Genomic DNA, 26,002 nt, shown 5'->3' with positions numbered 1-26,002 from the left:
CTCTTTTGTATATCCAATGTACATGTACAGCCGTATTCTATTCGAAAGCAATGCACTTTAAAAGGCTTATGGATAAAGTTGTTATCTTTGAAATTCATCCAACTCACACGCAAAATAAAATAAAGAAAACAATCTATCTATATAACGCTTACATTCTATTTTAAAACGCTTTCTTTCTTCTTTATTGTCTTTTTTTCTAAAAAACATCCGTTTTTTCCGCTCATTCGCCCGTACTATTTCTGTCACAATTCGCTATAATGGTAAACAAACAATTCGGAGGGAGGACACACCTGATGGCTTTTGGCATCACACGTGTTGAGCTTGTAGAATGGAAGAGAAGAGTACAGCGTGGGGACGTGGCACTGCTGACCCACTTCTGGCTTGACCCACGTTATCCTGGCATCAAAACCGTAACCAAAGCAGGATGTTCTGATATTGATACTCTTCTTTTATGGGGACAACCTTACGGACTCGAACGAAGACACCTGCACATGCGCACCGCGTATCCTCATTTCGATCTTATTGGCGATAAACAAAAAGAAATTTTACTGCAAGAGGGATTATACGAGCACATTACACGTTTTCGTATCCATCAATAGAACTTCTATTCAGGCAAAAAGACCTGCAACTTTCTCCGCGCCTCTTCCGTCCATAAAAATAAAAATGGGCAAAGGAGAAAGTAAAATGATTATAAAAAATATAAAGATGCTTAGCTGCGCCGCATTGATTAGCACTGTCGTATTCACCGGAGGATTGGCTGCACCAACCGCATATGCGGCCGAAACACAACAGACAAGCACGACACAATCCACAGCGGTGCGTACGATTACTGTGACTGGGTATGGTGAAGTTACTGTGCAGCCGGATATTGCTTATGTCCAATTAGGTCTGCACACGACAGGCAAAACGGCACGCGAAGCGCAGGAGAAGAATGCGAAGCAATTCACAGCCATCCGCACAGCCCTTACGAAGCTGAAAATTTCACCTAAAGACATCCAGACAGCACGCTTCTCTACCATGCCAGACTACTCCTGGAACAATAATAAGCAGGAGTTAAAAGGGTATCAGGTAGAACACATTATCCAAATAAAATGCCGGGATCTAAAAAATATCGGCCATCTGCTGGATACAGCTGCCGCTGCCGGTGCCAACCGGATTGACAGCGTGTGGTTTACATCTGAGAATATGGAGCAGCATCAGCTCGCAGCATCCGATATCGCCATTGACAATGCCCGCGTTAAAGCGGATCGAATCGCAAAACGGGCCGGTGTAACCATTAAGGAAGCAATCCAGATCACAGACGGCTCCATTCCTAATTCCCCGATGTATTATGATATGCAACGTACAGGAAACTCGGCAAACTCGGCCAAAGCAGACGCGACAGGCAGCCAGATTGCTCCGGGTGAGTTGAAGGTCGGAACCTCTGTTACCATTACGTACTCTTATTAATACCTCTTAACATAACAGGAAAGGCCCTGCAGCGAATATGCTGCAGGGCCTTTCCTGTTATGAGTCTTGCTCTTCTGTTTCTTCGGCTTCAGATAGCGAAACCATCTCCGGGTTTTTTTGGCCGGTGAGCGGAATCTGTCCATCCCGGCCATACTGGTCAAGGCGTGACGGTTGGCTGCGCGGATGCGTCATCTCCATCGCCTGTCGTTTGTTGCGGTCAGTCATTGCTGTCCCTCCTTTATCCAAACGCTGCCTTTAGTATGACCGAAGAAATATGTTCTTATTGCCTGCTTGCTCTGTCTATAAAATAAGCTGATCAATGATCTTAACTAAATTTACAATCTCCGGCTTGCTAACCTGTGCATCTGCTCCAACCTTTTCACCCTTATGTCGCAAATCCTCGGTAATCAGCGAGGAGAAGATCACGACCGGAAGCTTGCGCAACTCTGGGTGCTCCTTAATCCGCTTCGTCAGATGGTGACCATCCATTTTTGGCATCTCAATATCTGTAATGACGAGTTGAAGCTCATCAACTATATTTTGTTGGGTACGGGCCAGGCTCTCCAGATAACTCCATGCTTCATTGCCGTCCTGGCATATTTCAATATGAACATAGCCAGCTTCATGCAGGGTCTCTTCAATAAGCTTACGCAAAATGGCCGAGTCTTCCGCCAGCAGAATGCGCTTCGTCGATTTAGGCCGTGAGCCTAAATCTTTTAATTGGCCTACATTAATGCCTGACTCTGGACTGATATCAACGACGACTTTTTCAAAATCAAGCAGTAAAATAAAGCGGTCATCCATCTTAACGACCCCTGTAGTACTGCTCTCTACACCGCGTGCAAGCTCAGACGGCTTCTCGATCTGCTCCCAAGAAATACGGTGAATACGCGATACCGAATGCACATAAAATGCGACCTTAATTTGATTAAGTTCTGCAATAATTAATTTATCCTGCTCTGGATGCTCAGATGGCGAATACCCCAGTGCTTGTGCCAGGTTAATAACTGGGAGCACCTCGCCACGAAGCTGGATGATACCCATTACATTCGGATGCAGCTTGGGTGTACGTGTAACAGGCATGGGATTGATAACCTCACGCACTTTAATAACATTGATACCGAATGTTTCACCCGAAATACCGAATTCAATAATTTCAAGTTCATTTGTTCCGCTTTCTAAAAGAATCCCTTTTTTATCATCCATCGCCATTGTGCTGGCTCCTTTCCCCTCATACAATTCATGCTTCTATGTATAGTATCGGTGCTGACGAGTATACTTTTGCACCTTTTCTTACGTTGTTGGTACATTAGACTCTCTTTTCTTAGTAATATAGTAACTTATTCACTACCTGTTCGGCTAGGTGAAAATAAAATTTTTTATGATATAAAATACGCAGTAATTTTGTACTCGCTTCATTGTGCATAAGAAGACATCAGATTATACTACAATCATACGTCGACAAGGAGGAGACTACGATGCAAATATTCCGTCCATATCAAGACCACGCTGCATCCGCCCGTTATTTATGTGACCTGCGTTTAAACAAGCAAGTGCTTGAGTGTGCACAGGTCACCAAATCAATCTTAATTCAGATGGGGCTAGCAGAAGGCAAGGGAGGCTACTTCCGTCATCCCATTACGCAAAACATCTGGAACAACGGCACTCCGTATCTGCCTGATCTATGCAGGTATATGGCCGCATGTGACCACGAATGGATACGGCGCGGCAAAAAGCGAAGCCCGGAATTCACAGCAAAAATGAATCACATGCGCGAGCTGATTAACGCCCACTCTGAGCGTTTTATATGGGAGGAGATGCCGCCTTATTTTGTATCCGGGGATACACGGGAGACGGATACGCATAAAGTTTTTGTGCTCTACCAGAAGCTGCTACACGAGAAATGGGAGACAGACAAGCGTCCGCCTAAGGCCAGTCTTTCCTTCTCATCTCAAAAAAGCTTCCCGCCACAGATAACCGGCAAGAAGCTTCCATTGTTTCATAACCACGCTACATAAACACAAGCCAAATCAAACCGCATACGCTCACATATCCTGCAACGATGCTTCCGAATAAGGAAAACAATTCAGCGATGTCCTCGGTCTTATTACGCACGTTTCCCCCTCCTTCTGCACATAAATCTCTATGAAAAAAACTCCTGAAAACAATCTTATCAGGAGTTTTTTTACAGAAAGAGCATACCAAGAAAACATTACAGGCATATATCAAGAGTTTTTCCATTTTATGAGCATCGCTAATAATGATGTAGTCATTCTTCTTTTATGGTGAGTACCTGGGATTTTACAGCGGTTAAGTCCTGTGCCGTTACTTTCGCTTTAACCGTATAGGTACCGACTTGAGCAAATATTTTTTCTACCGCATATTTTCCGTTTCCCTTTGCGGTAGCAACGATTGTTTCTATATCGTTTTCCCCTTTTTTACTAATCTCAAATACCGCTTCACTTGCATCCGATACTCGCTGCGTTCCTTGTATAACAATCGCTTCAATTAACGCCTTCTCGCCTTTATATATGGTTTCCGGTTCGATGGCAAGCTCGATTTCAAGCGGGCGCGTAAATGCAGCGGTCGGATCGCTTTGACCCGTGCAGGCGCTGTTCAAAATAAGCGCACAGATAAAGAAAAAGACGCTCCAGCCTCTTCGATTCCTCATCTCTTCCCCTTCCTCTCTCCCTTTCACTCTATCAGCATTGCATCTGCCTGTATACTCCTACCTTTATTTTCTTAGAGAAGGAAGCTAGATTTCTTCTTCAAACCGCTTTAAGTCTTTGTTGTGACCGATCACAATGAGGATATCCCCTTCGCTGATCCGATCACCAGGATCAGGTGCAATATTAAAAGACGCTCCGCTCTTAATCGCCACAACATTTACCCCAAAGCTTGCGCGTACATCAAGTTCAATCAAGCTCTTTCCATTCATTTTGTGAGATGCTGCCACTTCTGCTACACTATAGTCTTCTGCCAGCTCGATAAAATCGAGAACATTGGCCGAGATTAGATTATGGGCTACACGAAGCCCCATATCTCGCTCCGGGAATACAACCCGATCTGCTCCTACTTTATATAATACTTGCCCATGTCGCTCATTCTGTGCCTTTACGACGATGCGCCGTACCCCCATCTCTTTTAGAATCAGGGTCGTAAGAATGCTGGCTTGAATATCGATGCCAATTGCAACAACGACAACATCAAAGTTGCGAATGCCCACTTCCTTCATCGCCAGCTCATCCGTAGAATCAGCCTGTACAGCATGAGTTGAAATCGCTAAGCTATCCTGCACGCGCTCCTCGTTTTCATCAATCGTCATTACATCATATCCCATCGAATACAGCTGCTCAGCCAGACTAGAACCGAACCTGCCCATTCCGATTACAGCAAATGATTTATTTTCCATTACACGAACTCCTTTGACTCACTTTCTTATTGTATACATTATTTTCTATTTCACTTAAGTCTATCCTTTCCCCCACTCACTAGCATACATAATAAAACAGGCGGCTTCCTTATATAAAGAAGCCGCCTGCTATATCATCCTATAGCTCTTCACATATGTATTATACACGAACTACCACATTTGCCTCCACACTTACTTCTACGTTACCGCGAATCGCTTTAGAGATCATGCAGGCTTTTTCAGCCCGTTCGGCCAATACAGCCACATCACGCAGCTGTTCTTCAGAGGATTCGTGTGCGAGCACAATCACAGGACGATGAATAATTCGATGAAAGCGTGGCTTATGCCCTTCCATTATCACGATTCCTTCTGATTCAAGGGTCAACTCGCTTACCATAAGCTTGCGGTTTTCTAATACAGAGGCAAGCGTGATCAAATAGCACGTTGCAGCCGCTCCGACCAGCATCTCATCCGGATTGGTTCCAACGCCCGGTCCATTCATGACAAGCGGCACGGATACCTCCGATTGCAGATTCCCGACAGAAATCTGCCCCTCTCCCTGCAGACCTCCCTGCCATGTAGCTTTTAAATGAAAGTGGTGCTCAGCCATCTATTCTGTCCCCTCTCTTCTCCCATTTCTCATTTTACAAACTCCCAAAAGTTCTCCCTTTATTCTTTCTCCTTAGACAATACGAACTCCTGCTTTGCTTCAAACTCAGGTGTAATCATCCCCATCGCCCGACCAACTTCTTCACAAGCTGCGATGGCTCCATCTATTTCCTCACGGGTATGAAGGGCTGATAATGTGAGCCGAATCCGGCTTGAACCTTCAGGTACGGTTGGCGGACGAATCGCCGGGGCAAATACGCCTTTTTCCTTCAATCGAGCGGAGAAGGCGACCGCTTGCTCCGCTTCTCCAATGAGTACCGCCAGAATCGGTGTTGTTCCTTCAACAAGGGTAAAGCCAAGCGTCTGTAAGCTTTTACGCATGTAGTCCGACTGAGACAAAAGCAGCTCTCGCCGGGCAGGCTCGGTCTGAATCACATGAATGGCGGCAAGGGCGGCACCGATTACGCCAGGAGAGAGAGCCGTTTGAAAAATAAACGAGCGGGCATAATTACGTAAGTAGTCAATAACAGCAGCCGATGCTGCAACATATCCACCTTCGGCACCTATAGATTTGCTAAGCGTGCCAACCGCTAACTGCACCCGATCCTCTACACCGAAGTATTCAGCCGTACCGGCTCCGTTCCTACCAAGGATTCCGGTCGCATGTGCATCATCAACCATTACCCATGCTCCGTAGGCTTCTGCTACGGTCACAATGTCTGGAAGCGGAGCGATGTTCCCGTCCATGCTGAACACCCCGTCTGTAACAATTAATTTTTTGCCGTTAGGCTTGGCATGCTTTAGCTTCTCCTCTAAATCACGGATATCCGCATGGCGATAAATGATTGTATCCGCTCTGCTCATACGGCAGCCGTCAATGATGCTGGCATGGTTTAATGCATCGCTAAAAATCGTATCGCCTGCACCCATTAGCGCGGAAATAATCCCGACATTGGCAAGATAACCGCTGCTAAATACCAAAGCACTCTCCTTGCCTTTCCAGGCCGCAAGACGCTTCTCAAGCTGTTCATGCAGCACCAGGTTGCCTGTCGTCAGACGGGAGCCTCCGCTTCCCGTTCCATATGTTTTCACCGCATCAATCGCCGCCTGCTTCACTCGCTCATCCTGCGTTAATCCAAGATAATCATTGGAAGCAAATAAACGAATGCCGCTCACCTCTTCTACGTTGTGCAAACGACGCATCCATCCTTTTTCCTCTAAATGGACAAGCGCGGCACAAAGCGAAGACTCAAAGCTATCCATATATCCCTCTCCTCATCCAATCCAGACCGGTGTCTGTTCCAAGTATTCAATATAGGCTGCAAGCGATTGGTCTGATTCAACAAAAAACACACGGCCACCAGAAAAATCCCCGCTCTTTTTCATATGCGTAATCCGGCAGTACCCTAGCGTCGGACTGGCGACATAGCCTGTAACGTACTCAGGATCATCGGACCAGCATAGCTCAGCGATCGTTCCTTGTGCATGGGCCACTTTTGTAGCTAGTGCGATGGCTTCTGCAATACGTGCAGAAGAAAAGGCGGGGTATTTTTTTCGCCAAATACGCAGACTCTCCCGATTCCAATCCATACGTGACACGCGCACGCCTTTGATGCCTCGTGCATCAAGCCGCTCGCCGCTTATACGATCTAGCAATACAGCGCCGCGCAAATTATGTACATCACCAAGGATAGCCAATCCCCGCTCAATGGCCTGGGCGGATACAGATGCTTGTCTAAGCAGCGAGAAGGCCTGCTGTCTACCTGCATGATCATCTTCTGCCTCATAAGTTGACACCGAAAGCGGAGGCAGCATCGCACAATCTGTATCCCTCACCTGTTCAATAATCAGGTTAATAAAGTCTGCCGTACCTCGGCTGTGATGCAGCGCCTTATGAAGAAGCTCACAGGCTAATGCCTCTATCTCCGCCTCAGTGCTCAGACGTTCCCCTCCAGAAATATGGATGCCGCCTTCCTCATGAGATCCTCCCTGTGCAGCACGCATCCGCATGCTATATAGTGGTTCGCTTGACATATCCACTTGCCCCTTCCTTAGCTCTTCGCAAGATTTTTGTTAGCGGCCAGACTGTAAGAGCGGTAAAAAGCATACCAGGCAGCGCTGCAAACCACAGTGGCCAAACCGAAATGCCAAGCGTCATGCCCAACACCCAACGCGCTGCAGTCGACCCAATAGGTCCAGCCAACGCCAGCACAGGAATCGATGTACCAAACCATGCGACGATACCTCCGGCCACTAAACGAAATATCATAGAAATTTCCACATTAAATAACGTGTGCAGCCCTAACAAAAACATAATAGAACTCGCTAGAATTCCGGCAATAATATAGCGTCGAAAGCCAAAAACGGCAGCAATCGCAACCGCAATCGGTGCGGAAAGCTGAAATTCCGCGCCCGGTATTCCGAGTGGAATCTTAAATGAGCCGGTTACAGCTATCAGTGCAGCTAGCAAAGCAATGATTGGAATGTCTCCTGTCTTTACTCTCACCTTATCCCTCCTATTGTTAACCAAATAAAAAAATAAGTTAACATTTATATTCTATTTAATCACATACCAAAAAAGAAGGTCAATAAAAAGGACGCGTCTCAAATTAATTTTGAGACACGTCCCTTTGTTGAATCTGATATGCTTCGTATGTAGCTTCACCCAAACGGCGCATTCCATCCGTCAGTTGCGAACTCCACTCTCCGTCAATTTTCCATTGCACATAATCATTTGCAGTCAGCACCATCGGCTTCTCAATCGTATCATCACAGACAAGTGGTTCTTCTAGCCCGCCTACAGTTATACGCACGTGAATCATCGATTTATTCTCCGCATAACGTGATGGTTCATATCGTAGATACACGTGAAGTTCACCTACCTGATAACGATATTCTTCCACCGCGAACAATCCATCTTCCTTTTCTGCGCAGATCCCTTCAATTCCATACTTATAAGCGTTCGCAAGCACACGATAAATTCGCTGATAGCTAAGACGGTTTCTGTCCTTGGCCTCTTGCTCCAGCGCTTCTGCTTCATCAAAAACAGAAGGCTTTTCCCTAAACATTCTTTTGAATAGATTCATTATTCTCCTCGCATTTCCCTAATTTCTTTACAGTATACGTCTTCTTATGTTTTCCTGCTATCGGCAGGATGGAATAGGACTTCACGATTTATGTTTACATAATATAATTATTGTATTTTTGCGTAGTATTTTAATTCTATAGGCTTTTCTCTAATCTCCTTTGCTGCGATACATCTATTTTTATAGGAAAAAAAAGACGCTGCCTGCATACATATTTCTACAGCATGATTATCTCTTTGCAGGTCTATAGAAAGGGGGCAAAACATGGTACCTATTACTCCAGGCAAGGTATTGCTTGAAGAACCTGTTGGGGAATGGCAAGCAAGTTGGACGTTTGGGGGCTTTGTAAATGAAACGACAATTACGATCATTTATACCGCACACCGCGCTGAGACCACTTTAAGCAGAGGGCTTACTTCTTACTCTTCTAATTATTTCTACCATGTTCAACCCGGCACAGAAGTTCAGCTTCCCCATACCGAGAAAAAAACATACGTTGCCCGCCTTCTCCCCTTGGAGAATACAATTTACTTTCAGAAAGAAATGCTGCGGCAGAACCCCAAATCCACTATAGAGAAAGAAGAAGTATAGGTGAGTATGGGGGACATTGTTTTTGAGCACATAAAAACCACCGGCATGTGCCGGTGGCTCTTTTTTATACAAGCATACGTTCGTTAAGCAGCTTACAGTTTTACTACGTTTGCCGCTTGCGGTCCGCGGTTACCTTCTGTGATGTCGAATTGTACGCGTTGGCCTTCTTCTAATGTCTTGAAACCATCGCCAGAGATTGCGCTGAAGTGTACGAATACATCGTCTCCACCCTCAACTTGAATGAAGCCAAAGCCTTTTTCTGCATTAAACCATTTTACTGTACCTGTAGTCATGTAAAGACCTCCAAAAAATTACTCTAATACGCGATTTTATTTCCTCATCGAAAATAAAAAATTCGCATATTATCATGGACTGTATTGCCGAAAATATAATCCATGATAACATGCGAATTATATGTTCTTGCCTCAATCACCTTATGCATTCATAATAGCACATGGGCTTTTTAATTGCAACAAAAAATGAAAAATAAAGGAAATCGATCTTTATGTTCCCATAATTCGCTTGATGCGCTGCTCCTTTGTTAAGCCCGGGCAAGTATAGCAGTACCTACCTTCCGGCAGACAATAATTAAAGCAGCACTTCGTACGCAGTCGAATCGTGCGTCCTTCTTCTTGCGGATGCGGAAAATACGTATAGCCTTCCACAAACGGATTATACGATACGCCGTCAAACCATTCAGCGGGAAGCTCCTGCGTAAGAAAACGAAAATCATCAGCAAGGCGCTTTCGCTCTGCCTCCGATGCCGCTTCCTTCTGCCACAATTCATAATAATGGTACACAACAAAAGATAAATGCGCCCACAGTGTACTAATCGACACACCCGTATGTGCCGCCACCGCACGAAAAACAGGGCCGACCGTCTCTAGCAGCAGATTATGAGTTTGTGCTTCTCGCCACTGCTTTTTCTGCTCACAAGGCGGCTGGTCTTCTTCTTTGTTCAGCAGCTGTGTATGCCACTTTCCCTCTTCATCAAAATGGAATGAAAGATTAACAGGTGACCAGTCATAGCCGCGATTCAAGCGAGTCCATGCATAAAGAGCCGCAAGCGGAACTGTACAAAAATAGCGCTTAACAAATAACGAACCGGCTGCATGCAGCTTTGGATTTCCCAGATGCTTCTGAACCTTCTCTATCACATGTCCGATCCCGGACACATCTGTTAATTCCTTCCCCTGGATTGAAAAGTCATACGCATTTACATTATGGATATGTACTCGAAATGTTTGCGCCAATTGATCAGACATGGCAATTTGATTCATCCGGCACCCTCCCTTCAAGCGAACCTATCATCAATAATGATAATTACTATCAATTGTAAGGGAACGTGCGAGATCGTGCAACCCATTCTGCATATTTACTTTTATGAACGCGGAGCCCATAGCATAATGGACACACCGATAATACAGATCACGCTGCCAATCCAGTCATACATATCCGGTGTTTTTTTGTCTATGCCCCATCCCCACAATACGGCCAGAATAATAAAGACACCGCCATACGCGGCATAGACACGCCCAAAGCTTGGAAACGACTGTAATGTAGGAATGACCCCATACAGCACAAGAATGATGCTACCGATGATTCCATACCAATATGATGCGCCTTCGCGCAGCCATAACCAAACAAGGTACCCGCCGCCGATTTCAGCCAGTCCGGCCAGTATAAATAACACAATTGCCTGTGTCACGCTTTGCCACATCCTTTCTCTGTTGGCATTGTAGCAACCAACCGGCCTAACCGCAACCTTTCTAAATAAAACTATAAAGAGTTATGATCTTGTAAATCTTTAACGGTCAATTCCTTTGTTTGTGATAAATCGATTAAAAACCCATGACCTGAACATTGGCGATTATTCATTTGAACAAATAATAAAATGTCATTGCTATTGATTTTTTTCTTTCGCATCTTTGTATTTTAACGTGCTAAAAGATGGAAACATTTGTTTGAAAATGAAGCGAGGAAAATAATTACTCAGCGCTGAAACCATACCCCACGTATATTTTTCAGCTCTAGCATTGAATAAAATCGATGCGGCTCTGTATGTTCGATCCTTTGGAGTGAGACATTCTTTAGTGACTGCAGATTGCAAAGTAAGTGTACGCGTAAGGTGCGGAATTTTTTTTGCAAAGATAATCCCTGTTGGTCCATCAGCTGATACCGCTAGTATGTGAGCTCTTTCAATATGTAAATGCTGTAATAGCTTTGCGTAGTAGTCGCAAGCCGTTGAAAGGGTCGCTCCTATTTCCTTCGATGTTTTTCCATACCCTGCTCTTGAAAGTGTAATAATTGTATATTCACCGTATGTTTTTTTCACGATAACGAGCACCTTCCGCTTTTAAATATCCGATATAGCCACTCTATGAAATCGTTCGCTCCATGATCTATTTTATTTTTCTTCCAAATAATACGACGAAATTAAAATATTTGTAAATACAATCCACATCCGAGAAGCCAGCTTCCTTAAGCCAACGAACCTGATCTTCTAGTGTGGACATCTTATCCAATGCAGTCCTTTCATAAGCAGACAAAATTTCTTGTTTAGTTAATCCGCTCGTTTCGATCTTTTTCTTCCAATCATTTGTATAAAGAGATTCAATATATGGCGTGCTGCCAAGAACCTGATCAGCATTAATAAACACACCATCATTTTTAATGATTGAGAAACTCTTGTGATATACGTTTTGCTTTTCCTCATCTGTTATATGATGAATGGAGAGAGATGACATCACAATATCAAACGTATCCTCAAACGCATACGTTGTATAATCGTCAACAATATATTTTACATTGGGATGATCTTCAAACCGCAGCTTAGCAATCTCTAGCATTTTTTCCGAGAGGTCAATCAGCGTCAGGTTTGCCTTAGGATACTTTTCTAACATAAATGCAGAGAGCAATCCTGTCCCGGCACCTATATCCAATATATTTGGAGAATCATTTTTTGACTCTGCAATAGAAACAGGAATGGTATAAAAGTCGTCAAAACAAGGAATGAGTTTTCTTCTTTGATTATTATAAGCATGTGCAATTCCATTAAATTTTTCCATAACATCGTTTCGATTGTTTTCCATATGAATCCCCCCAGTATATATCGTTACTTCTTTTTCTTCTCTTTTTATCATCATAATTGAGGATAGGATATTATTCTAATATATATTATTTATCTCTTTAATAATTTTATCCTATAAAGAGACGCTGCGTTTTCCAGCTTTTCGTATGATTTTCACAGAAAAAAAAGACAACGCGGCACAAGACAAATCCAAGCACAGAGCGGATTCATTTTATGTCACATCGTCTTCTTCTGTGTCTAGCAAACTAACTGAATGAAGTGAGGCTGAGCAGGCCAAGTGCCACGGCCGCCGTCAGAATTATGCTCCATATGATAATTCCAATTGTCATCCAAATGAATAGCTTTACAGGATGGGCTCCGGCAGAGATGCCAATTGCCGCGCCAAGCGGGGCTCCTGTTAGCAAAGGGGAAGCGAGCCCGAGACCAATCACTCCATACTTCTCCCAGATACGCGCCATACGCCCCTGCCTGCCGTTTTTTTTCTTCATCCGCTTCGTAAGCCAATTACGCAGTGACTTACCCAGGAAAATAACAATCGCTGCGGCAAGAATTGACCCGACCGCACTTGCGATGGCGATGATGGTCGGGTGAAGGCGCAGCGCGAAACCGACTGGAATCGCAGCCCATAGTTCGATAATACTTGCGCCAATGACCGAAGCAATTTTCATCCATAATTCCATTTTATAATCCCTCACGTTCTATATGGTGTCTCTCATGTATACGAAAGGATTAAAGTAATGTTTCACAATAAATGGTAGACTTACCTTTTACTGATCTCCCCCTGTTCCATAATTAAAATCCTATCCCCTAGCTTTTGTGCCTCTTTTTCATCATGTGTGACAAGCAGCACAGGAATGCGCCACAAGCGGTGGATTGAAAGCAATTCGTCCTGACATTTCAACCTTGTTCCCGCATCAAGCGCAGAAAGCGGTTCATCCAAAAGCAGTATATCAGGTCTGCCAGCTAATGCGCGGGCCAGCGCTACACGCTGCTTTTCACCGCCAGAGATTTGATGCGGATACTTAGGAAGAAGATGCTCGATACCAAGCAGGCCAAGCAATTGCGCAAGAAAACGATCTGATTCCTCCGTTTCTCTCCCCTTCATACCATATCGAATGTTCTTCTCCACGGTCATATGAGGAAACAGCGCATAGTCTTGAAACAAGTAGCCAAGCCTGCGCTTTTGCGTAGCAAGCGGCTTCTTTCCGGTCTCAAAAAACACTGTACTACCGAGCCTGATTATTCCTGTATCCGGCTCGGTAAGCCCGGCTATGCTGTTTAAAATGGTCGTTTTTCCTGCACCTGACGGACCGAACAAAACAACAATCTCCGCACCCACCTCAAATTCCACATCAAGTTCAAAATACGGCAGATGCTTTTGCATGTTTACATACAGCATATATCTCCGTCCTTCGTTTATTTCTCCCGTTCGGCAAAACGGCGCATGTTTTTTCGTCCCCACCAATTCAGCCACAGCATGGCACTGAATCCGAGCGCAACAATAATGATTACCCATAGAGCAGCCTGCTCCATCTGTCCCGCCTCTGCGGCAAAGTAAATGGCAATTGGCAGGGTATCCGTCTTGCCTGGAATGTACCCGGCAATCATAAGCGTGGCTCCGAATTCGCCAAGCGCTCGGGCAAATGAAAGCACAAGCCCGGCGAGAATACCGGGCCATGCCAACGGGAACGATACGGTCCAGAAAATCCGCCATTCCGAAGCTCCCATCGTACGAGCAGCCTGTGCCAGCTTCTCGTCCAATGTCTGAAACGCGGCTGCGGCCGCCTGATACATCAGCGGAAACGAGACGACAACCGATGCGATGACCGCGCCGATCCACGTAAAAACGATCTGGATGCTGAACCAGCCTGATAGCCAGCTGCCGATCCAGCCGTTTTTACCGAATAAAAGCAAAAGGCCAAACCCAACAACTGTAGGTGGGAGTACCATCGGCAATAAAAAAAATGATTCAAGGACGCTTTTGCCTGTAAATGTGCGCCGCGAAAGCCAAAATGCCAGCCATACGCCTGTAATGAATACGATCACGGTTGCAATGCCAGCTACTTTTAGTGATAAAAACAGCGGGTGTAGACTCGTGTCTGTCATGTCTTATCCACCTGACTCATTATTGAAATCCGTACTTTTTAAAAATGGCTTGACCCTTCTCACCTTTTACATATGTCAGAAACTCCTCCGCTTCTTGTACATGCTTTGAGCCGGCAACAACAGCACCAGGATAGGTGATGGGCTTGTGCCACTCCGGCTTCGCCTGTGCTAGTATCACTACTTTTTGAGATGTCTTCGCATCACTTGCATAGACCACACCTGCGTCGGCGTTGCCTGACTCAACATAGGTGAGTACCTGACGCACATCCTTACCCAATACAAGCTTATCCTTATACTGTGTCCATGTACCGAGCTTCTCCATTGTTTCTTTTGTGTATCGACCGGCAGGGACACTCTCCGGTTCGCCCACCGCCAGACGCTGTAGTTGTTCTGGTTTCATGTTCTCAAATGATGTTACCTGAAGCGACGTATTCTTTGGCGCCACCAGCACCAACTCGTTTTTTGTAAAGTCGCCGCGCGTATCGGCTGCAATCAAGCTTTTTTCCTGCAGCTTGTCCATATCTTTTTTGCTTGCCGACAAGAAAACATCCGCCGGAGCCCCCTGTTCAATCTGCTGGGCCAGCTTGCCCGAGCCGCCAAAACTATAGGTGACAGTCGTAGTAGGGTGCTCACTCTCAAATGATGTCTTTAATTCCTGTAATGCATCCGTCAAACTGGCCGCTGCCATAACCATAATCTCTGTCTTCTCACCGGAAGAGGCGTTCGTATTCCCCTGGCTCTCTTTGCCGCTTCCGCAGCCGGCCAAGCCGAGCATACTGACCATTACAATAAATAGCCATACAAATCTCTTATACATCATGATCTCCCCCATTACCATTACAAGTCTATAACGCCAGTAACTGTAACCTATGTACATATAACTAATTATAATTAAATATATCTAATTATAAAGAGAAAATGTAAATATCATGTGTTTTTTCTTATTTATGATAAAATATAGTAGGATACATACTAAAAATGGGGGAGAACGATGAGTGATATTTCTTATACGACAGAGGAAATAGCTGCCCTACTGAAAGTTTCCAAGCTAACCGTATACGACTTAATTAAAAAAGGAGACCTGCCCGCCTATCGTGTCGGTCGGCAGATGCGTATCGATGCTGATGACTTGGAAGCCTATAAGGCCAGCGCAAAGCGAGGGGGGCGTCTAGCACCCGCACCTTTAGCCACACAAATAGAACAGCCTCTCTCCCCCCTTTATCGGGGAGAAGATAAAGGAACGACCCCGCCCTCTAGCGGTGTGCGCTCCCTTGTCATATGCGGTCAAGATATCAGCCTTGATATTCTAGCGCGGCATATGGAACGCGCTTCCACTGCTTATCGCACCCTCCGTTCCTCGGACGGCAGCTTGAATGGCCTGCTCTCCATGTATCACGGCCGTGCAGACATTGTGAGCACGCATCTCTGGGATGGGGATACGGAGGAGTATAATCTTCCCTATATTCGACGAATTTTGGTAGGACAGCCCTACCTTGTAATCCATCTTCTACGACGGCAGGCCGGTTTCTATGTACAAAAAGGAAATCCCAAACGCATTGCAAGCTGGCATGACATCGCCCGTCCAGGCATCCGTTTCGTCAACCGCGAAAAGGGGGCGGGCTCTCGAGTTCTGCTCGATGAAAAGCTGCGTCTGCACGGCATACATCGAAGCGAGGTTATAGGATATACACATGAAGAAGCCAATCACTTAGGAGTCGCCGGAGCCATCGCCCGCGGCGAGGCGGACGTCGGACTTGGAAGCGAGAAAACCGCCTCCATTATTCATGTGGACTTCATACCTCTTATCGAAGAACAATACGACCTGATCCTGCTGAAGTCACCGGAAAATGAACCGCTGCGGCACCTGCTGCTTGACATCCTGCACTCTCCTTCCTTCCAAGACGAGTTAACTGCGGTCGGCGGGTATGATTTATCTCTAACAGGCACCATCCTTTATGAAACCCCATAAATCATGATCCTTTCGTACAAATGTGAAAAGGCGGCTGCAAAGGCACTCACACATATGCCTTCAAAGCCGCCTTTCTTTTCGTATTTCGTCTTCTTCCATGAGAAAATCTAAAACAGACTTTACCGTCGCCAGCGGGTCCGCAGCTTGTCTGAACCGTTCCATATTACAGACCAAAGAAGATAGCTCCCGCGGACAATGAAGCAGTCTATTTACCCACATATCCACCTCCTGCTCCGTATCCATACGGACAGCCAGCTTATGTCGGGTTAGAAATGCGCAATTGTTTTCTTCATGCCCTGGCAGCGGCTGATAGATAAAAAGCGGCAGCTTCTTCGCCAGCGCCTCGGCACATGTCATGCCGCCCGCTTTCGTAATCAACCAATCAGCCGCATCCATCCATTGACTAATCGCGTCAACAAAGCCAAGCACATGAATGTGCGGGTGAGTAAAGGCGGCTTGCAGCGTACGTCTAAGAGAATCATTATGCCCTGTACACAGGACGATTTGCAGCGAGTCTTGCCATTTTGCAAGCATGCGGGCAATATCTCCTACTCCGCCTAATCCTAGCCCACCCCCCATTACAAGAACGGTCGGCATCTCTCTAAGCCCAAGCTTGTACCGTATTTCTTTCTTGTTGTACTTGATCCGAAAGTTCGCTGTAAGCGGAAGCCCAGCAATGCGGATTCTCTGATCTGGCACCCCCATTGCTATCAGTTGCCTGCTTACCTCCTCACTCGGAACGATATAGCGGTCCACCTCAGGCTGTACCCAAGCTCCATGCCCATAAAAGTCCGTAATCATCGTACAGAGGCGAAGCGAAATGCCCGCACGCTTTAGACGGGCCACAGAAGAGCTGCTGAATGGATGTGTACAAACAATAAGATCCGGACGGGTAGATACGACAATATTTTTTACTGTACGATGCATCATGCGATGAATGCATGCCTGCTCCCATACAGCCATCGGGCGTGCCTGTCCATAGTTATACATTTTGCGCCATATACCCGGGTAATGGGTGAGCATCTCTAGATACACATGACAGATAAGCCCCGCAGCAATTGGATGAAGCTCCCGTCCTAGCTCAAGAACCCGGCTAGTTACAAAGGGAGCAAGAAGATCAAATCCCTGCTGAAGGGCTTCTGCTGCTTTTGTATGCCCGGCGCCTACCGCTTCCGATAAGATTAGCACATGTTTATTCAAAGGTTTTCCTCCGTACCATGAATGCGTATCTTCTCCTTGTATTTATTTGTAGACGCTTGTTTATCCTTTTATACGTGAATTCTTCAGAATGATGTTTATTTCACTTGAAAAATACCAAAAATAAATAACAGATATATATTGTGAGGAGCTATGCTTACCTATGAACCAACGACCGTACGCTCATCTAGAATGGGCTGTATTATTTCTCTACCTTCTTCCTCCGCTCGGTATACTGTGGTTGCTCGGTGTGGGACTCTACCATCTGGGAAGTAAACTTGGGCACCGACAAGTATGCGTGCTGCACGATGCGCCTCTCCCCTTTTTCTTTTTTACAATGTTTCTCGCTTCGCTTGGTGCATGCCTTCATGCAGGAAAGGTAAGTTATTTGCTGATCTCGGCCGTCTCTCTCGCCTATCTTGGGTTATATGTATACATAAAAGAAGCTTCACTAACGTGGAATCCGCAGCGCCTCGGCTTTCTCTGTACCGTAGGCGGCCTGTATATCGCAGGAGTTGGACAGATGCAGCTTCATATGGGCTATGTGTATGGAGGCAATTGGTGGTTCGGCATGCTAACAGGCCTTATGCCGCTTGGACTTGAGGAACCAGGGCGCCTATTCGGCAGTGCCTATAACCCCAACTTTGCTGCCTTTCTGCTGCTGTTAAGCTTCGCCTGCCTGCTTGCCCATCTACTGCAATTTTTGATAGGCAGACGCTCATGGCCTACTCTACTATTACGCAGTACCCTCCTCATCCCCATCGCACTTGCTATCAATCAGACAGGCTCCCGCACAGGGGTTGCCGTTATGGTCTGCTTGTGCGTGCTGTTCTTATGGAAAATCAGCCGCACATTAAGCGTATGGCTTGTGTTAATTTCTATCATATCTCTTGTATATACCGGCACATTCATACGTATCATTCCGCGTTTTGACAGTGTAATGCAGTCGTTTGAAACAAGACAGATCATCTGGAAGCACAGTCTCGATGTGTGGAGCGGACAGCCGCTCTTTGGCGTCACTCCATTGGGATTTGCGGATGCATATGCGGCTTTTGACACAAGCGGTATCGCTCATGCCCACAATCTCCTTCTCGCTCTTTTTTGTGATTACGGTGTAATCGGAGGGACATCGTTTCTCTTTGCCATGATGTGGTACATATATAGAGCGCTGCGAATATTCATCTCCACAGGCTGGCCGGTAAAACACATCGCATTGTTCTTTTTTGTGCTGCCGATTATTCCTCTAACAGGTATCCTTGACCATCCGCTCTCCTCCCCGCAAACAGCGCTGCTTGCGGTTATACTTATCGGAAGCTGGGATCGCACCTTGACATCTTTTCTTTCTTTGCGTTACATTAATCAGGGATAATAATTATCCACGTTATCCATAATGATATGGCGGTGAATAACAATGAGGATGAAAACAGGAATGGAGCAGGCCGTCTATGCGATGCTGATACTTGACAGACTGCCTAGACGCGGTGCGCTGTCAGCCGAATTGATCAGCGAACGCCTTGGGGTCTCTTCCTCCTACCTCAAAAAGGTGATGCGAAAACTTGTACAGGCCGGATTGGTTCATTCCACTCCTGGTATCCGAGGCGGTTTTTCTTTAGGCAAACGCCCTGAAGCCATTACGATCTATGAGATTTACGTTGCAGTAGAAGGACAGGCGACGCTCTATCGGGAACACGGGGTGTTCTCCCATCTTTTCGCAGACGGTGCAGAGTGCGGAGAGGAAGACGATTGTGCGCTTGCCGTACTGATGCAGCAGGCAGAGGAGGCCTGGGCGGATGTGCTGAAGAATGAAACGCTCTCGATGCTGCAAAAACGAGTAGAAGAAACCTATCCAAAACAAAAGCTCGCCAATCTTACAAAATGGATGAACGATATCATGAATGAAGGAGGCAATACCAATGGAACAAAATCAAAAAATCCTTCTTGCTAGCAGACCTTCGGGCATGCCGACAAAAGATAATTTTACATTTACTGATGCACCGATTCCACAGCTTGGAGTTGGACAGGTGCTTGTCCGCACACTATATCTCTCGGTTGATCCTTACATGCGCGGCCGCATGAGCGACCGTAAGTCCTATGTACCGCCTTATCCTGTAAATGAAGTAATTACCGGTGGGATCGTAGGAGAGATCGTCGAATCAAAAGCCGATGATTTTGCACAGGGAGATCTTGTGATCGGTAATCTCGGCTGGCAGCGCTATAATGCGGCTGATGCAGCAGAAGTACGAAAGATTGATCCAGACATAGCGCCAATCAGCACCCATCTTGGCGTACTGGGTATGCCGGGTCTGACTGCTTATTTCGGCCTGCTGCATATCGGGCAGCCAAAACAAGGCGAGACGGTTGTCATCTCAGGAGCAGCCGGCGCTGTTGGTATGGTCGTCGGACAGATCGCCAAAATCAAAGGCGCGCGCGTTGTCGGCATTGCTGGAACTGATGAGAAGAACCGCTATCTTACAGAGGAGCTCGGCTTTGACGCGGCAATCAACTACAAGACAGAAACCAATATGAGAAAAGCGCTTGAAGAGGCTTGCCCGAACGGGGTTGATGTATATTTTGACAATGTAGGCGGCGAAATCTCCGATGCTGTGCTCACCCTCTTAAATCATGGAGCACGTATCCCTGTATGCGGTCAAATCGCACTGTACAATCTAGAGACGCCGGATGTCGGTCCACGCGCTCAATCTCCGTTGGTTATTACTAGTTCTCTGATGAAGGGCTTTATCGTCTCTGATTATGCGAAACACTTTAAAGAAGGAGCAACAGAGCTTGCCCAATGGGTACAAGAAGGCAAAATCAAATACAAGGAGAATGTTGTAGAGGGATTCGAAAACACTATCGATGCTTTCCTTGGCCTATTTAAAGGCGAAAACCTTGGCAAACAAATTGTAAAGGTTGCAGAGCCTTCCAAGTAACATAACGAACAAGAGGCAGTCTGAGTAACAGACTGCCTCTTGCCTTTATACGATATCACTTATCTTCCTTGCGATTAAAATATCTACATCAATGGTTATCTGAGCCGTATCTTTTTCTAGAAATGCTTGTATTTTCTCTTCAGGGGCGGTCCATGTTAATGGCGTCATATCAAGCAAGGATGCAATCATTACATTATCAAGCGTCACACCATAGTATAGGCGGCGGGTCTCTAGCACTTCAAAATTATCATAGAACCGTTCAACCGTAGCCGTATTTGAATACGACTGCTTCTTCGGTTCAGCAAAAAATGCGTTCCTCAGTTCCGTTAAGTACCCGCTTTGCGGCACAACCTTAACGATCATACCATCATCTCGCAACAGCCTTTGACATTCCGCATAATTGGACGGGGATAGAATGGTAAGAAGCACATCGAACTGCTTTTCCTTAAACGGAGCATGCGCTAGATCTGCGACACACCAAATCTTATTGGCGTAATTCTGTGCTGCTATAGCAATCCCTTCCTTGGCAATATCAATGCCCACTCCGACAATCGGCCGTTTTAAATGCGAACACACCTGATCGCAAATGGTCGTTAGATGTGACCCTTCCCCACAGCCCGCATCGAGCATATGGGTAATGACCTGACCTTGATTCTTGTTATTTATAATCAATTCTGCAATCGTTTGCGTGAGCGGTGCAAACAATCCGCTTTCGACAATCAGTTTCCTTCGCGACGCAAAAAGCTTTTTATCATACTTCGTTTTCAGAGGATGCGTCAGCAAATTAATATAGCCCTGCTTCGCAAAATCAAATGTATGGTGATGGGCGCAGCGCAAACTCGCATTGTCCACAATCTGCATAGATGATGCACAGAGAGGACAGTGGAATATCGCGACCGATTTATTTACATATACAATGCTTTTTGTTTTCTTATTGAGTGCAGACAAAAAAGACACCTCTTTCATTCGTATGAGTAGATAAACGAAAAAGGCATAGATAAATAAACCCGCCCCCATATCTTTTAAAAAATATGGATCGGATACACTTCATCTATCCCTCTGTTTATCGACGATAACGAATGAATTGGATGATCATTATGCACATCTCCTTTGTAGGGGCGGATAAAATCGCAAGCCCTACTTGTATTTTATTCTATGCTCACGCATAATGGCAAGTACACTCAATCAGGCCGACAGGACACTGATTGCCGTAGGTGTGCAGGTTTTTGGCAAAAGGATGACGAAATAGTACTGGTGTACAAACAGAAATCATGAAGGAGGCCCTTTATGGGTATGAAATTTCCACCACTCTCTCCCATCTCGCCATACATAACATTTACCCGGGAGGAATGGGCGCACTTGCGCAATGCTGTACCTCTTCCATTAACAGGCGAAGAGATTAAAAACTTGCAGGGAATTAATGAGCGGCTTTCCATACAGGAAGTAAATGAAATTTATCTACCGCTCTGCCGCCTGCTGAATTTATATGCAACCGCTTCACAGAAGCTGCACCAGATGACAAATGTATTCTTGAACAAACGCGAACGAAAAGTTCCTTACATCATCGGCATCGCCGGCAGTGTAGCGGTAGGGAAGAGCACCACATCACGCATTATTCAGGCGCTGCTCTCGCGCTGGGATGATCATCCAAAAGTTGAATTGATTACGACAGATGGATTTCTTTTTCCCAATCACGTATTAGAGAGCAAAGGGCTGCTGCATCGCAAAGGATTTCCGGAGAGCTATGACTTACGAGGACTGCTTGCATTTTTGCATGCGGTCAAATCAGGGGAGTCCGAAGTGCAAGCACCCGTATACTCCCACCTGGCATACGATATTCTACCGGATACTCATCAGACAATTGAGCAGCCGGATATTCTGATTGTAGAAGGCATTAATATTTTACAGACAGGCAAACAAACAGACGAGATGACCGGACCGAATGTATTCGTCTCCGATTTTCTTGACATCTCCATCTATGTCGATGCCGCCGAAGCTGATCTTCTTACCTGGTATCTTCAGCGGTTCGAGATTTTACGGGAGACAGCCTTTCAGAACCCTGCCTCCTACTTTCACCGCTACGCCTCTCTATCGAAGGAGGAGGCGCTGCAGTTTGCACGAAACATCTGGCGGGATATTAATGCGGCGAACTTGCAGGAAAATATCCTCCCAACCAAATACAGAGCCGCGCTTATTTTGGAAAAGGGCGCTGACCATTTCGTACAAACGATCAAGCTTCGAAAAATATAACCCAAAAAGCCCGAATAGCGATGGTTCGCTCTCGGGCTTATCTATTTACCCTTTTAAATACGGAGCAAGCGATCCCATTACTGTCTGTAGATTTTGTGCCTGCTTCGTATATATTGCTTTTGCTTCCGGATCTTCCGTCTGTAGAGCGAATAATTCTAGATCGGCCTGTACCTTCTTGATCGTGGCCCCTACCAACGGCTTCTGCTTCATCTGCGGCTGGTTGATTTTATCATAATAAAAGTCAATATAGACTTGACCGCTGCCATCAACCTGTGCAAGAAATACCTGCTCAAATTGTGTACCCCCCTGCTTCTCGATTTCACCGAGCAGCCACTGTCGTGAATATCCAAGGGATGCGAGCGCATTGTCCATTACCTGGCCGTCGATCACTACCACCCGAGGCTCCTTCTCCTGATCGGTAAGCATCCCCAAAAGCTTAGGGGTCACAGGATCTGCTTCTGTTTTTCTCATGACACTAAGCGCACCGTTGGTCTCCATCACAGCCAGTTCAACATCCGCCACTTTAAAGACCCCCTTCTCCCTCAGGCTCAGCATCAATTCATCTGCGGTCATCCGCTCCTTCTTCATATTCTGTTCTAAAATCTTTCCACTACGAATTACTACCGTGGGGCTGCCATCTATAATGTGGCGCAGTTTATAGGATTTCAACTGAGCGGCACCGAGCAGAATCGGAACCACCCCCCAAATGATCAGGCCAATAATCCCATTTATAATCATGACGTTCTGATCAACCGACATGGATGCGGCAATCGACCCGATTGTAATACCTACAACATAATCAAAAAAAGTAAGCTGTGATAACTGCTTCTTCCCCATCAACCGCGCAAGCAGCAAAAGAAGAAGAAAAGAGAGCAAGGAACGAATCAGTATCAATACATATTCCGGCATATGCACCCTCCTTTTCGATTCGCTGTTAGTATTATGGTTTTTCGGAAAAAATAAACCGACAAGCATAACAAATGAACAGGAGGAATATGTGTGAATGCGGTAATAACAGCGGGAAGAGCGTGGGTATGCGGGTTCATCGCTCTTACACTTATCTTCGTGGGCAGCATGCCTTCCGCTCAAGCGGCGCGCAACATCGAGCAGAAGCCCATGTTTCAAAAGGCTGACCAGATCGAAAAGCTAGTAGGTGAAAAACAATGGAACAAGGCCTCGGTAGAAGCGGAAGCGCTCATGAATATGTACCAAAAACAAAAATGGAAATTCCAACTGCTTGGAGATGAAGCAGAATACGAAGGGCTGAATCAGGAGATTGCCAAATTACAGGCAGCAATTAAAGTACAAGGGCAGGTAGAAACACATATTACAATTGCAGCAATCAAGGAGCTGCTGGTGCAAATGTACTCTATGTAGCAGAAAAGCAGGAATCCATCCCGTACGGACGGTTCCTGCTTGTTTCGTATATGCCTTTGCTATTGTTCCTTTAACTTATCAACAAGAGCATTTAATTTCTTCCTATGCTCAAGGCGCGCGTCCATCGCCTGATCGATGGTAATGGCGGAGAAACGGCATTTTGAATTCGGGCGCGACCTTGCAACCAGATCAAGGTCCGGGCTGATCACCGTGCCAATGGTGACAAACCCGCCCCCAGATGTGGCATCGTTAAGCAGCACAATTACCTCTTCTTCATTTGGAACCATAAGTGCTCCGATCGGATATGCAAAATCCACCACATTCGATAGCCGATTGCCTGCACCGAAGGCTGGCGTATATTCATTAAATGAAACCCTGGCTCCCGTATAGCGGTATGCTACCCGATTGGACTCGGTTGATACCGTCCACTCCGTATCAAGAAAGGCTTTGATACCTGCATCACTTATACGGTGACCCGAGATCCCCATGACCACCCGCAGATCAACAGCCCCCTCGTAGCTAGGAAGATATTCATCCGCTACACGCTTGCCCACCTGCTTAAATGCTCCGGGCAGGGGTTCGCCGATCGCTACCTCATCACCTGCGGCCAGCTTCCTCCCATGAAATCCGCCAAGCTTGCTTAACTCCATAGTAGATCGGCTGCCCAGCACCTCGGGAACTTGAATACCTCCTGAGACGCATACATAACTCTTCACGCCACGATGGCAGAAGGTAAACGAAAGAATATCGCCCTCCTCTACCATCACGACTTCCCACATCGGAACCGGCTGCCCGTTGAGAGTCGCTTCTACAGGCGCACCTGTAAGCGCAATCAATGTTTTTTTCAGAAACTGCATGTTAGGCCCGCGCAGTGTAATCTCAAGACCGGCATACTCTACCGGATTGTTCAACAGCAGATTGCCTACCATAAACGAATACTTATCCGCAGCACCCGAGGGCGGCATGCCTAAGTGATAATAGCCTTGACGACCCATATCCTGTACCGTTGTCCACAGACCGGGTTCGATGATTTTCAGCACCTAGAATCCCTCCATCAGCTCACGGATGTATTCTTTTCCTTTAACCACATATTCCTGCGGCGAGAATTCGATTTTTTTCATATGGTAACGATATACACCCTCCTCTACCTGCTGGACAATTCGATTATACTCCTGCTCATCAATCGGACGATGCTTCCATAAATCGCCTGGACGCGCTAAAAAATGGGTATCTTCTAAGTCAACCAGCCGCTTATCCGGATCATAAATAGGCACAGCCGACATGCCGATTAATTGATAGCTTCCCGGACCATTAACAGGATAGATCACCGTAAACGCGCCGCCAATCCCTACACCCTGCCTGGGCGTATGGGTTCTCGGACTAATATATTTTGGCGTCTGAATGATCTCTTCAGGCGTAAGTCCAAGCGGAAATTCCCATGCACTGCCCGGCAAAAAACCCACCATTGTAATAAGGTGCGGCATGCGAGAATGGGCATCGATAAATGCCTCCTTGTCTTTAAATCCGCTTGCTTTCATGGCGAATTCAAAATTAGACATATTCGGCGCTTGATGGCGATTCCGAAATCGCTCTGAGTACTCTCGGCTGATTGGATCATCATACCAGATCGGAATCTCCACCATCCGCACCGAGAGATTCAGCTCAGCCGGATTGCTCTTTGTAATATCGATTTCCTTCAAGTAATCAAGCAGATCCCTAGCAGCAAGAATGTCTGGATTATACCGAACCAGATAGGATGCATTAGATGGAACAATATCAACGATACCAGGAATGTTGCGCCTTCTCACTTCATTCACGATCGCCAGCGCCTTGAAGTTGCTCTCTGCGCTCATATCTCGGGAAATTTCTGCGTAAATGTATTCATCTCCTCCAAAATCAAACCGCGTTTCTGGCAGCGTAAACAAAGCTCTCCCC

Annotated in this window: 33 protein-coding genes; 10 read left to right on the top strand and 23 right to left on the bottom strand. The window is 46.1% G+C overall.

The features are described 5' to 3' along the window. Positions 1–293 precede the first annotated feature (293 nt). Positions 294–599, top strand: a complete 306-nt coding sequence (locus tag AB3351_RS04940) for a hypothetical protein (protein ID WP_371146014.1) — start codon at positions 294–296, stop codon at positions 597–599. A gap of 85 nt (positions 600–684) precedes the next feature. After that, complete coding sequence (locus tag AB3351_RS04935; protein WP_371146013.1) at positions 685–1,449, top strand: SIMPL domain-containing protein; 765 nt, start codon at positions 685–687, stop codon at positions 1,447–1,449. 57 nt (positions 1,450–1,506) lie between these two features. Here AB3351_RS04935 and AB3351_RS04930 read toward each other — a convergent pair whose 3' ends face one another. After that, entirely contained in the window at positions 1,507–1,674 is a 168-nt protein-coding gene (locus AB3351_RS04930) for a hypothetical protein (RefSeq protein WP_371146012.1), read from the bottom strand. A 75-nt stretch (positions 1,675–1,749) separates the two neighbouring features. Next, positions 1,750–2,655, bottom strand: coding sequence for a chemotaxis protein (locus AB3351_RS04925; RefSeq protein ID WP_371146266.1), 906 nt, complete (start codon positions 2,653–2,655; stop codon positions 1,750–1,752). A gap of 272 nt (positions 2,656–2,927) precedes the next feature. On the opposite strand from AB3351_RS04925, the gene AB3351_RS04920 reads away from it, so the two are divergent. Beyond that, on the top strand, positions 2,928–3,467 hold the full coding sequence (locus tag AB3351_RS04920; RefSeq protein ID WP_371146011.1) for a pyrimidine dimer DNA glycosylase/endonuclease V: 540 nt from the start codon (positions 2,928–2,930) through the stop codon (positions 3,465–3,467). Between the two features lie 251 nt (positions 3,468–3,718). Here the strand turns inward: AB3351_RS04920 and AB3351_RS04915 are convergent, their stop codons facing one another. The 7 genes from AB3351_RS04915 to AB3351_RS04885 form a co-directional block, all read right to left on the bottom strand. Further along, the gene (locus tag AB3351_RS04915) at positions 3,719–4,120 is read right to left on the bottom strand and encodes a FixH family protein (protein WP_371146010.1); all 402 of its coding nucleotides are present in this window, start codon (positions 4,118–4,120) and stop codon (positions 3,719–3,721) included. An 84-nt stretch (positions 4,121–4,204) separates the two neighbouring features. Further along, on the bottom strand, positions 4,205–4,861 hold the full coding sequence (locus tag AB3351_RS04910) for a potassium channel family protein (protein ID WP_371146009.1): 657 nt from the start codon (positions 4,859–4,861) through the stop codon (positions 4,205–4,207). Between the two features lie 160 nt (positions 4,862–5,021). Beyond that, on the bottom strand, positions 5,022–5,471 hold the full coding sequence (locus tag AB3351_RS04905; RefSeq protein ID WP_371146008.1) for an SACOL1771 family peroxiredoxin: 450 nt from the start codon (positions 5,469–5,471) through the stop codon (positions 5,022–5,024). A 59-nt stretch (positions 5,472–5,530) separates the two neighbouring features. Then, complete coding sequence (gene bioF, locus AB3351_RS04900; RefSeq protein WP_371146007.1) at positions 5,531–6,733, bottom strand: 8-amino-7-oxononanoate synthase; 1,203 nt, start codon at positions 6,731–6,733, stop codon at positions 5,531–5,533. Between the two features lie 12 nt (positions 6,734–6,745). Then, positions 6,746–7,504 (bottom strand): 6-carboxyhexanoate--CoA ligase, encoded by a 759-nt coding sequence (locus AB3351_RS04895; protein WP_371146006.1) that lies wholly within the window; start codon positions 7,502–7,504, stop codon positions 6,746–6,748. Further along, on the bottom strand, positions 7,482–7,976 hold the full coding sequence (locus AB3351_RS04890) for a hypothetical protein (RefSeq protein WP_371146005.1): 495 nt from the start codon (positions 7,974–7,976) through the stop codon (positions 7,482–7,484). Before AB3351_RS04890 ends, AB3351_RS04895 begins: the two co-directional genes overlap by 23 nt. 103 nt (positions 7,977–8,079) lie before the next feature. Then, complete coding sequence (locus tag AB3351_RS04885) at positions 8,080–8,556, bottom strand: hypothetical protein (protein WP_371146004.1); 477 nt, start codon at positions 8,554–8,556, stop codon at positions 8,080–8,082. A 264-nt stretch (positions 8,557–8,820) separates the two neighbouring features. Between AB3351_RS04885 and AB3351_RS04880 the strand changes: the two genes are divergently transcribed. Beyond that, on the top strand, positions 8,821–9,147 hold the full coding sequence (locus AB3351_RS04880) for a hypothetical protein (RefSeq protein WP_371146003.1): 327 nt from the start codon (positions 8,821–8,823) through the stop codon (positions 9,145–9,147). 92 nt (positions 9,148–9,239) lie between these two features. Here AB3351_RS04880 and AB3351_RS04875 read toward each other — a convergent pair whose 3' ends face one another. The 9 genes from AB3351_RS04875 to modA form a co-directional block, all read right to left on the bottom strand. After that, positions 9,240–9,440 (bottom strand): cold-shock protein, encoded by a 201-nt coding sequence (locus AB3351_RS04875; RefSeq protein WP_371146002.1) that lies wholly within the window; start codon positions 9,438–9,440, stop codon positions 9,240–9,242. Positions 9,441–9,650: 210 nt separating this feature from the next. Beyond that, the gene (locus AB3351_RS04870; protein ID WP_371146001.1) at positions 9,651–10,427 is read right to left on the bottom strand and encodes an IucA/IucC family C-terminal-domain containing protein; all 777 of its coding nucleotides are present in this window, start codon (positions 10,425–10,427) and stop codon (positions 9,651–9,653) included. A gap of 101 nt (positions 10,428–10,528) precedes the next feature. Next, entirely contained in the window at positions 10,529–10,867 is a 339-nt protein-coding gene (locus AB3351_RS04865; RefSeq protein ID WP_371146000.1) for a YnfA family protein, read from the bottom strand. Between the two features lie 183 nt (positions 10,868–11,050). Continuing rightward, complete coding sequence (locus AB3351_RS04860; RefSeq protein WP_371145999.1) at positions 11,051–11,482, bottom strand: alpha/beta fold hydrolase; 432 nt, start codon at positions 11,480–11,482, stop codon at positions 11,051–11,053. 67 nt (positions 11,483–11,549) lie between these two features. Then, positions 11,550–12,239, bottom strand: coding sequence for a class I SAM-dependent methyltransferase (locus AB3351_RS04855; protein WP_371145998.1), 690 nt, complete (start codon positions 12,237–12,239; stop codon positions 11,550–11,552). Positions 12,240–12,483: 244 nt separating this feature from the next. After that, complete coding sequence (locus tag AB3351_RS04850) at positions 12,484–12,918, bottom strand: small multi-drug export protein (protein ID WP_371145997.1); 435 nt, start codon at positions 12,916–12,918, stop codon at positions 12,484–12,486. A gap of 80 nt (positions 12,919–12,998) precedes the next feature. Then, positions 12,999–13,637, bottom strand: a complete 639-nt coding sequence (locus tag AB3351_RS04845) for an ATP-binding cassette domain-containing protein (protein ID WP_371145996.1) — start codon at positions 13,635–13,637, stop codon at positions 12,999–13,001. 17 nt (positions 13,638–13,654) lie between these two features. Continuing rightward, on the bottom strand, positions 13,655–14,344 hold the full coding sequence (modB, locus tag AB3351_RS04840; RefSeq protein WP_371145995.1) for a molybdate ABC transporter permease subunit: 690 nt from the start codon (positions 14,342–14,344) through the stop codon (positions 13,655–13,657). 19 nt (positions 14,345–14,363) lie between these two features. Then, complete coding sequence (gene modA / locus AB3351_RS04835; protein WP_371145994.1) at positions 14,364–15,164, bottom strand: molybdate ABC transporter substrate-binding protein; 801 nt, start codon at positions 15,162–15,164, stop codon at positions 14,364–14,366. A gap of 171 nt (positions 15,165–15,335) precedes the next feature. Here modA and AB3351_RS04830 point away from each other — a divergent pair, with 171 nt between their 5' ends. Continuing rightward, complete coding sequence (locus tag AB3351_RS04830) at positions 15,336–16,313, top strand: substrate-binding domain-containing protein (RefSeq protein ID WP_371145993.1); 978 nt, start codon at positions 15,336–15,338, stop codon at positions 16,311–16,313. 60 nt (positions 16,314–16,373) lie between these two features. On the opposite strand, the gene AB3351_RS04825 is transcribed toward AB3351_RS04830, so the two are convergent. After that, on the bottom strand, positions 16,374–17,513 hold the full coding sequence (locus AB3351_RS04825; protein WP_371145992.1) for an MGDG synthase family glycosyltransferase: 1,140 nt from the start codon (positions 17,511–17,513) through the stop codon (positions 16,374–16,376). A 160-nt stretch (positions 17,514–17,673) separates the two neighbouring features. Between AB3351_RS04825 and AB3351_RS04820 the strand changes: the two genes are divergently transcribed. The 3 genes from AB3351_RS04820 to AB3351_RS04810 are packed head-to-tail and all read left to right on the top strand — an operon-like array spanning position 17,674 to position 20,440. Continuing rightward, positions 17,674–18,879, top strand: coding sequence for an O-antigen ligase family protein (locus tag AB3351_RS04820; protein ID WP_371145991.1), 1,206 nt, complete (start codon positions 17,674–17,676; stop codon positions 18,877–18,879). A gap of 42 nt (positions 18,880–18,921) precedes the next feature. Then, positions 18,922–19,455, top strand: coding sequence for an RrF2 family transcriptional regulator (locus tag AB3351_RS04815; RefSeq protein ID WP_371145990.1), 534 nt, complete (start codon positions 18,922–18,924; stop codon positions 19,453–19,455). Then, complete coding sequence (locus AB3351_RS04810) at positions 19,424–20,440, top strand: NADP-dependent oxidoreductase (protein ID WP_371145989.1); 1,017 nt, start codon at positions 19,424–19,426, stop codon at positions 20,438–20,440. Before AB3351_RS04815 ends, AB3351_RS04810 begins: the two co-directional genes overlap by 32 nt. A gap of 45 nt (positions 20,441–20,485) precedes the next feature. Here AB3351_RS04810 and AB3351_RS04805 read toward each other — a convergent pair whose 3' ends face one another. Next, the gene (locus AB3351_RS04805) at positions 20,486–21,388 is read right to left on the bottom strand and encodes a putative RNA methyltransferase (RefSeq protein ID WP_371145988.1); all 903 of its coding nucleotides are present in this window, start codon (positions 21,386–21,388) and stop codon (positions 20,486–20,488) included. 339 nt (positions 21,389–21,727) lie between these two features. Here AB3351_RS04805 and coaA point away from each other — a divergent pair, with 339 nt between their 5' ends. Beyond that, the gene (coaA, locus tag AB3351_RS04800) at positions 21,728–22,690 is read left to right on the top strand and encodes a type I pantothenate kinase (protein WP_371145987.1); all 963 of its coding nucleotides are present in this window, start codon (positions 21,728–21,730) and stop codon (positions 22,688–22,690) included. 45 nt (positions 22,691–22,735) lie between these two features. Here coaA and AB3351_RS04795 read toward each other — a convergent pair whose 3' ends face one another. Further along, positions 22,736–23,599, bottom strand: a complete 864-nt coding sequence (locus AB3351_RS04795; protein ID WP_371145986.1) for a DUF421 domain-containing protein — start codon at positions 23,597–23,599, stop codon at positions 22,736–22,738. A gap of 90 nt (positions 23,600–23,689) precedes the next feature. On the opposite strand from AB3351_RS04795, the gene AB3351_RS04790 reads away from it, so the two are divergent. Next, a complete protein-coding gene (locus AB3351_RS04790) occupies positions 23,690–24,067 on the top strand; it encodes a DUF4363 family protein (protein WP_371145985.1) in 378 nt (125 codons plus the stop codon). A gap of 59 nt (positions 24,068–24,126) precedes the next feature. On the opposite strand, the gene AB3351_RS04785 is transcribed toward AB3351_RS04790, so the two are convergent. Next, complete coding sequence (locus tag AB3351_RS04785; protein WP_371145984.1) at positions 24,127–25,107, bottom strand: 5-oxoprolinase subunit C family protein; 981 nt, start codon at positions 25,105–25,107, stop codon at positions 24,127–24,129. Continuing rightward, positions 25,108–25,992 carry a 5-oxoprolinase subunit B family protein gene (locus AB3351_RS04780; RefSeq protein ID WP_371145983.1) on the bottom strand — a complete coding sequence of 295 codons (885 nt, stop codon included), beginning with the start codon at positions 25,990–25,992 and terminating at the stop codon, positions 25,108–25,110. Positions 25,993–26,002: the final 10 nt, after the last annotated feature.

Origin of the sequence: Aneurinibacillus sp. REN35 (genome assembly GCF_041379945.2) — a bacterium.
GTDB lineage: Bacteria > Bacillota > Bacilli > Aneurinibacillales > Aneurinibacillaceae > Aneurinibacillus.
The sequence above is the reverse complement of the archived record's forward strand: the minus strand, read 5'-3'. Positions and strand labels throughout refer to the sequence as shown.

Bases quoted from the DNA above. Each gene is read 5' to 3' on its own strand.
- modB (WP_371145995.1), bottom strand. From the start codon at position 14,344: ATGACAGACACGAGTCTACACCCGCTGTTTTTATCACTAAAAGTAGCT.
- AB3351_RS04820 (WP_371145991.1), top strand. From the start codon at position 17,674: ATGAACCAACGACCGTACGCTCATCTAGAATGGGCTGTATTATTTCTC.
- AB3351_RS04915 (WP_371146010.1), bottom strand. From the start codon at position 4,120: ATGAGGAATCGAAGAGGCTGGAGCGTCTTTTTCTTTATCTGTGCGCTT.
- AB3351_RS04905 (WP_371146008.1), bottom strand. From the start codon at position 5,471: ATGGCTGAGCACCACTTTCATTTAAAAGCTACATGGCAGGGAGGTCTG.
- AB3351_RS04795 (WP_371145986.1), bottom strand. From the start codon at position 23,599: ATGCCGGAATATGTATTGATACTGATTCGTTCCTTGCTCTCTTTTCTT.
- AB3351_RS04810 (WP_371145989.1), top strand. From the start codon at position 19,424: ATGGAACAAAATCAAAAAATCCTTCTTGCTAGCAGACCTTCGGGCATG.
- AB3351_RS04930 (WP_371146012.1), bottom strand. From the start codon at position 1,674: ATGACTGACCGCAACAAACGACAGGCGATGGAGATGACGCATCCGCGC.
- AB3351_RS04940 (WP_371146014.1), top strand. From the start codon at position 294: ATGGCTTTTGGCATCACACGTGTTGAGCTTGTAGAATGGAAGAGAAGA.
- AB3351_RS04850 (WP_371145997.1), bottom strand. From the start codon at position 12,918: ATGGAATTATGGATGAAAATTGCTTCGGTCATTGGCGCAAGTATTATC.
- AB3351_RS04920 (WP_371146011.1), top strand. From the start codon at position 2,928: ATGCAAATATTCCGTCCATATCAAGACCACGCTGCATCCGCCCGTTAT.
- AB3351_RS04935 (WP_371146013.1), top strand. From the start codon at position 685: ATGATTATAAAAAATATAAAGATGCTTAGCTGCGCCGCATTGATTAGC.
- modA (WP_371145994.1), bottom strand. From the start codon at position 15,164: ATGATGTATAAGAGATTTGTATGGCTATTTATTGTAATGGTCAGTATG.
- AB3351_RS04845 (WP_371145996.1), bottom strand. From the start codon at position 13,637: ATGCTGTATGTAAACATGCAAAAGCATCTGCCGTATTTTGAACTTGAT.
- AB3351_RS04830 (WP_371145993.1), top strand. From the start codon at position 15,336: ATGAGTGATATTTCTTATACGACAGAGGAAATAGCTGCCCTACTGAAA.
- AB3351_RS04910 (WP_371146009.1), bottom strand. From the start codon at position 4,861: ATGGAAAATAAATCATTTGCTGTAATCGGAATGGGCAGGTTCGGTTCT.
- AB3351_RS04875 (WP_371146002.1), bottom strand. From the start codon at position 9,440: ATGACTACAGGTACAGTAAAATGGTTTAATGCAGAAAAAGGCTTTGGC.
- AB3351_RS04855 (WP_371145998.1), bottom strand. From the start codon at position 12,239: ATGGAAAACAATCGAAACGATGTTATGGAAAAATTTAATGGAATTGCA.
- coaA (WP_371145987.1), top strand. From the start codon at position 21,728: ATGGGTATGAAATTTCCACCACTCTCTCCCATCTCGCCATACATAACA.
- AB3351_RS04880 (WP_371146003.1), top strand. From the start codon at position 8,821: ATGGTACCTATTACTCCAGGCAAGGTATTGCTTGAAGAACCTGTTGGG.
- AB3351_RS04870 (WP_371146001.1), bottom strand. From the start codon at position 10,427: ATGAATCAAATTGCCATGTCTGATCAATTGGCGCAAACATTTCGAGTA.
- AB3351_RS04865 (WP_371146000.1), bottom strand. From the start codon at position 10,867: ATGTGGCAAAGCGTGACACAGGCAATTGTGTTATTTATACTGGCCGGA.
- AB3351_RS04815 (WP_371145990.1), top strand. From the start codon at position 18,922: ATGAGGATGAAAACAGGAATGGAGCAGGCCGTCTATGCGATGCTGATA.
- AB3351_RS04895 (WP_371146006.1), bottom strand. From the start codon at position 7,504: ATGTCAAGCGAACCACTATATAGCATGCGGATGCGTGCTGCACAGGGA.
- AB3351_RS04925 (WP_371146266.1), bottom strand. From the start codon at position 2,655: ATGGATGATAAAAAAGGGATTCTTTTAGAAAGCGGAACAAATGAACTT.
- bioF (WP_371146007.1), bottom strand. From the start codon at position 6,733: ATGGATAGCTTTGAGTCTTCGCTTTGTGCCGCGCTTGTCCATTTAGAG.
- AB3351_RS04885 (WP_371146004.1), bottom strand. From the start codon at position 8,556: ATGAATCTATTCAAAAGAATGTTTAGGGAAAAGCCTTCTGTTTTTGAT.